The organism is Methylobacterium iners (genome assembly GCF_022179305.1).
Taxonomy (GTDB): domain Bacteria; phylum Pseudomonadota; class Alphaproteobacteria; order Rhizobiales; family Beijerinckiaceae; genus Methylobacterium; species Methylobacterium iners.
In genome coordinates this window covers 1-1,302 of sequence record NZ_BPQP01000157.1, presented here as the reverse complement: position 1 = coordinate 1,302, position 1,302 = coordinate 1, and the positions used below count along the sequence as shown (strand labels likewise).

The 1,302-nt window shown below is 67.4% G+C and carries 2 protein-coding genes; both read left to right on the top strand.

The features are described 5' to 3' along the window. Positions 1 to 21: 21 nt before the first annotated feature. The gene (locus MFF55_RS26465) at positions 22 to 930 is read left to right on the top strand and encodes a LysR family transcriptional regulator (protein ID WP_238247213.1); all 909 of its coding nucleotides are present in this window, start codon (positions 22 to 24) and stop codon (positions 928 to 930) included. A gap of 196 nt (positions 931 to 1,126) precedes the next feature. Continuing rightward, a partial coding sequence (locus MFF55_RS26460) for an SDR family NAD(P)-dependent oxidoreductase (protein ID WP_238247214.1) occupies positions 1,127 to 1,302 on the top strand: 176 nt, incomplete at its 3' end.

Genomic DNA, 1,302 nt, shown 5'->3' with positions numbered 1-1,302 from the left:
TGAGGCGGCCACACTCGGCGCGTGCCGACCAACCGATCCGACCTCGCCGCCTTCAGCTACTTCCTCGCCATCGCGAGGCACCGCAGCTTTCGCCGCGCCGGATTGGAGATCGGCATCAGCGCCTCAGCCCTCAGCCACGCACTGAGAGGGCTCGAAGCAAGGCTCGGCGTCCGCCTACTCAACCGGACCAACCGAAGCGTCACCCTCACCGCCGCCGGAGAAGCCCTGTTCTCGGCGATCGAAGCGCCGTTTGAGGCGATCGGATCGGCCGCCGAGGCGCTGAACCGCTACAGGGGTGAGCCGGTGGGGCGCATCCGCCTCAACGTCCTGCAACACGCGAGCGCGCTTCTCCTGGCGCCAGTGCTTCCCGTCTTCGTCGAGCGCTATCCGGAGATCGAGATCGACGTGCAGGTTTCCAACCACTTGCTCGATGTGGTGCAGGCGGGGGCCGATGCGGGCATCCGCTACGGCGGCACGGTGCCCGAAGACATGATCGCTCAGCGGCTCTCGGCCGACATCCGGTGGGTGGTGGCTGGCTCGCCCGACTATCTACAGCGGCACGGCATCCCCGCGCATCCGACTGACCTGCTCGGTCATCGCTGCCACCGCATCCGGCTCGGCGACGACCGCATCTACCGGTGGGACTTCGAGCGCGGCGGCGAAGCGCTGGCGCTCGACGTTCCGGGCGCGATCACCATCGACGACACGCCGTTCGTCATCTCGCTGGCAGCCGCCGGTGCGGGTTTGGCCTACCTGCCCGAGCCGTTTGTCACGCCACTAGTGGATCAGAGCGCGCTGCGCGTCGTGCTGGAGGAGTGGTCATCCACCGGACCAGGCTTCCACGTCTACTATCCCAGCCGCCGGCAACTCCCGACCGGCCTTCGCCTCTTAATCGAGTTGATCCGCGAGCTGCGACCGCTCGGGCTGTAGAAGCCGTCGGCCGCTTCATGATGAGGCTGGCTCATCGTCGCGTTGACGCCCGGGCGGCTTACTACCCTCACCACGATCCTCCACCTTCACCTGACGAAGACGGTAGCCGCTCGGCCTCCGAGCGCTTCCGCCACGCTGTGGGAGGTCGCTGGCACGAGGACGCGCAGGCTACGCACCCGCATCAAGGAGCAACGTCATGCCAAGACCCGATCGCTTCACCGGCAAGGTCGCTTTCATCACCGGCGCTGCCGGCGGCATCGGTCGCGCGGCGGCCATCGCCTTCGCTGCCGAAGGCGCGCGCGTCGCCATCTTGGACCGCACCGAGGACATGATGAAGGATACGGCGGCAGCAGTGACGAACCTAGGCGCCGA